The organism is Neisseria sp. P0001.S007 (assembly GCF_051963655.1).
Taxonomy (GTDB): domain Bacteria; phylum Pseudomonadota; class Gammaproteobacteria; order Burkholderiales; family Neisseriaceae; genus Neisseria; species Neisseria subflava_A.
Genome location: NZ_JBQCUB010000005.1, coordinates 1 through 3,357 on the forward strand (window position 1 = coordinate 1; position 3,357 = coordinate 3,357).

The window sequence follows — 3,357 nt, forward strand, 5'->3', positions numbered from 1 at the left end:
AGGAAAACCGGCAACATCTGAAAGAGCATCGGTTGTTGGACGGCATTATGCGCAAAGCCCACCGCAACCGTCCGCTGACGGAAACGCAAACCAAACGTAACCGGTATTTGTCGAAGACCCGTTATGTGATCGAACAAAGCTTCGGTACGCTGCACCGTAAATTCCGCTATGCGCGGGCAGCCTATTTCGGGCTGCTCAAAGTGAGTGCACAAAGCCATCTGAAGGCGATGTGTTTGAACCTATTGAAAGCCGCTAACAGGCTAAGTGTGCCTGTTGCCGCCTAAAAGGTGGCCCGGATGCCTGCTTAATCAGGTATCCAAGGGGGATTAAGGGGGTATTTGAGTAGAATCAGTGGATATTTGAAATAAAAACAGCCGAAAACCTGTGTTTAGGTTTCGGCTGTTGGGGGAAAGGAATTTTGCAAAGGTCTCATAGGTGTATTGATCGCCGAGCATGACCCAGCCGCCTGCAGGCGCATCTTCTATAGCGGAGCCAAGCTTCCCGAAAGAGAGGATGCTGTCGTTGCCTTTGCGGATGGCGGGTGTACCGTCGTCTGAAAAAGTGGTGCAGCCAGCGAGAAGGAATACTGCGGATAAAAAGGGGAAGACGTATGTTTTCATAATGTTTGTTTGAAGGTATTTAAAATCAGGCAAATGGGGGAATACTCAATCCGAATTGTTCCAACAAGCCGACCGTTTCGTAAACGGGCAGGCCCATCACGCCTGTAAAGCTGCCTTGCAAATGCTCGACAAACACGCCGCCCAAACCCTGAATGCCATACGCGCCGGCTTTGTCCATCGGTTCGCCACTTCGGATATAGGCGGATATTTCTTCGGCAGACAAGGTTTTGAAACGTACATCGCTGGTTTGCAAAACGCCGTGCATTTTCCCTTGCCAATATACGCATACGGCAGTCAGCACCTGATGCGTCTGCCCTGAAAGCCGGGCGAGCATTTCGGCTGCTTGGGCTTCGGTTTCCGGTTTGCCGAGGATGTGGTTTTGATAGGCGACCGTAGTGTCGGCAGTCAGAATCGGATATTCGGGCGACGCGTCGTGTGCGGCAAACCATTGCTCGACAGCGGCGGCATTTTTTTCCTGCGCCATACGTTGCACATAATCGGCGGCTTTTTCGTCGGAATGCGGCGTTTCGTCGATGTCGGCAGGGATACGGATAACTTTGAATCCTAGGTTTTCCAAAATTTCGCGGCGGCGCGGGCTGCCGGAGGCTAGGTAGAGTGTGTGCATAAAACTTTCTTTTTTAAGGGATATAAGGTCGCCTGAAAATTATTTTGACTGCTTGTGTTGGCCTGCCAGCCGCACATAATGCGCGGAAGAATATTTCAAAAATTCTTTTTCTTTTTCGGTCAGCGGGCGGACTTGTTTGACGGGCGAACCGACATAGAGATAGCCGCTTTCCAAACGTTTGCGTGGCGGCACCAAGCTGCCTGCACCTATCATCACGTCGTCTTCGATGACGGTATCGTCCAGAATAATCGTACCCATCCCAATCAACACACGATCGCCGATGCGGCAGCCGTGCAGCATGACTTTGTGTCCGACGGTTACGTCTTCGCCGATGATAAGGGGTGAGCCTTCGGGCTTTTCCGCGTTTTTGTGCGAAACGTGCAAGACACTGCCGTCCTGTACATTGCTGCGCGCGCCGATGCTGATGCTGTTCACGTCGCCGCGCAACACGGCATACGGCCAAACGGATACGTCTTCGGCAAGCGATACTTCGCCGATGATGACGGAGGTTTCGTCGATGAGGCAGGATTCGTGAATTTGCGGAGTATGGTCTAAGAAGGGGCGGATAGGGTTCATGTTGTTTCTTCCTTTTTGACAGTGTGGCAGGTTTCAGACGACCTGCGGCTCGGTATGGCGAAAGTATGCCGTTTTGACGCAGGTGAGGCAAGGACGGTGTCTGCCGAGATGTTGTCATGTCTTTGTAAACAATATTTTTTATGGTTAAGGAATTATTTTCCGTTAAGCCTGCCTCTCTTGTTTGCCGAAGGTAGAAAATTGTCCGTTATTATCTTGTAGTTGCAAGTAGCTGCAAACCATTCTCTTGCCATTTGAATTGGAATGATATATATTTTTAAAAAATATTTCATAAAATAACGAAACCCGATGGTTTGTTTTCAACCAGGTTTGGTGGGTTTCCAATCCCACAAACCTTGGCTTCCATCCCGTGTCCGTTTTCAAATCTATCCAATCCACCTTGTTTAAATAAAGGCGGTCGGAAGGTCGTCTGAAACTGTATGAAGGATATTCACATGAGCGAAACACAAGAGCTGACTTTTGCCAAACGGCTGAAAGAGCAGACTACAACTATTCACGATAGCGTGGACAACTTGGTTATGTCTGTCGAGCCGTTTACCAACAAAGAGAACTACATCAAATTTTTGAAACTGCAATCCGTGTTCCACAAAGCGGTTGATCATATCTATAAAGACCCCGAGTTGAACAAAGCCATTCCCGAGCTGGAATACATGGCGCGTTACGATGCGGTAACGCAAGACTTGGCGGATTTGGGCGACAAACCTTACGAATACGGCAAACCGCTGCCGCATGAAACCGGCAATAAAGCTATCGGTTGGCTGTATTGCGCCGAAGGTTCCAATTTGGGCGCAGCATTTTTATTTAAACACGCGCAAAAGCTGGATTACACCGGCGAACACGGCGCGCGCCACCTCGCTCCCCATCCGAACGGCCGCGGCAAACATTGGCGTGCTTTTGTCGAGCATCTGAATGCTTTGGGTTTAAGCCCTGAAGCTGAAGCCGAAGCGATTCAAGGTGCAAAAGATGCATTTGCGTTCTACAAAGTCGTTCTGCGCGAAACATTTGACCTGCCGGCAGGTGCGGAAGCTCCGGAAGGCTTTGTTCCGCACCGTCATTAATGGTTTGACGATATAAGTAGAGGTTGTCTGAAACACATCTGTATACGCGGATTCATAAATTCTGTTTTCAGACGACCTTCATGCTGGTGTAAGTGTTGTATTGTTTGGTTATCCGCATCTGCGGTATTTTTTAATTGGTTTGATGTAAATAATTATCAAATATTTTATCACCATCATTCCAAAATACCATTATCAAATTCAGGAGTTTTACCATGAAGGAATCATTTAAATTAAGTATGTTGGCGATTGCCTGCAGCATCGCATTGAGTGCATGCGGTTCAAGCGGTGGTGGCACGCCGTCTGCACAGTCTGCACCGATCCCGCAACAGCCGGGCAATAATTCCGGCTCGGGCGGAGGAGGTGATTCAAAACAAACAGAAGACGCTAAGAAAGCTGAAGAAGCCAAGAAAGCTGAAGAAGCCAAGAAAGCTGAAGAAGCCAAGAAAGCTGAAGAAGCCAA

The 3,357-nt window shown here is 48.9% G+C and carries 5 protein-coding genes and 1 pseudogene; 3 read left to right on the top strand and 3 right to left on the bottom strand.

Annotated features, from left to right (window positions below; translation table 11 throughout):
* Positions 1-284, top strand: a 284-nt coding sequence (locus ACTHRE_RS05920; protein WP_440345060.1) for a transposase, incomplete at its 5' end; no start/stop codon positions are given.
* Between the two features lie 42 nt (positions 285-326).
* On the opposite strand, the gene ACTHRE_RS05925 is transcribed toward ACTHRE_RS05920, so the two are convergent.
* The 3 genes from ACTHRE_RS05925 to ACTHRE_RS05935 are packed head-to-tail and all read right to left on the bottom strand — an operon-like array spanning position 327 to position 1,821.
* Positions 327-620, bottom strand: a complete 294-nt coding sequence (locus tag ACTHRE_RS05925; protein WP_440345061.1) for a hypothetical protein — start codon at positions 618-620, stop codon at positions 327-329.
* 25 nt (positions 621-645) lie between these two features.
* On the bottom strand, positions 646-1,245 hold the full coding sequence (locus ACTHRE_RS05930) for a Maf family protein (protein WP_107867633.1): 600 nt from the start codon (positions 1,243-1,245) through the stop codon (positions 646-648).
* A 39-nt stretch (positions 1,246-1,284) separates the two neighbouring features.
* The gene (locus ACTHRE_RS05935; protein ID WP_285071552.1) at positions 1,285-1,821 is read right to left on the bottom strand and encodes a gamma carbonic anhydrase family protein; all 537 of its coding nucleotides are present in this window, start codon (positions 1,819-1,821) and stop codon (positions 1,285-1,287) included.
* Positions 1,822-2,273: 452 nt separating this feature from the next.
* Here ACTHRE_RS05935 and ACTHRE_RS05940 point away from each other — a divergent pair, with 452 nt between their 5' ends.
* Together ACTHRE_RS05940 and ACTHRE_RS05945 are read left to right on the top strand one after the other, a co-directional pair.
* Positions 2,274-2,897 (top strand): biliverdin-producing heme oxygenase, encoded by a 624-nt coding sequence (locus ACTHRE_RS05940; protein ID WP_019270851.1) that lies wholly within the window; start codon positions 2,274-2,276, stop codon positions 2,895-2,897.
* Positions 2,898-3,109: 212 nt separating this feature from the next.
* Positions 3,110-3,357: pseudogene (locus tag ACTHRE_RS05945) on the top strand (transferrin-binding protein-like solute binding protein); the annotation flags it as partial.

Bases quoted from the DNA above. Each gene is read 5' to 3' on its own strand.
- ACTHRE_RS05925 (WP_440345061.1), bottom strand. From the start codon at position 620: ATGAAAACATACGTCTTCCCCTTTTTATCCGCAGTATTCCTTCTCGCT.
- ACTHRE_RS05930 (WP_107867633.1), bottom strand. From the start codon at position 1,245: ATGCACACACTCTACCTAGCCTCCGGCAGCCCGCGCCGCCGCGAAATT.
- ACTHRE_RS05935 (WP_285071552.1), bottom strand. From the start codon at position 1,821: ATGAACCCTATCCGCCCCTTCTTAGACCATACTCCGCAAATTCACGAA.
- ACTHRE_RS05940 (WP_019270851.1), top strand. From the start codon at position 2,274: ATGAGCGAAACACAAGAGCTGACTTTTGCCAAACGGCTGAAAGAGCAG.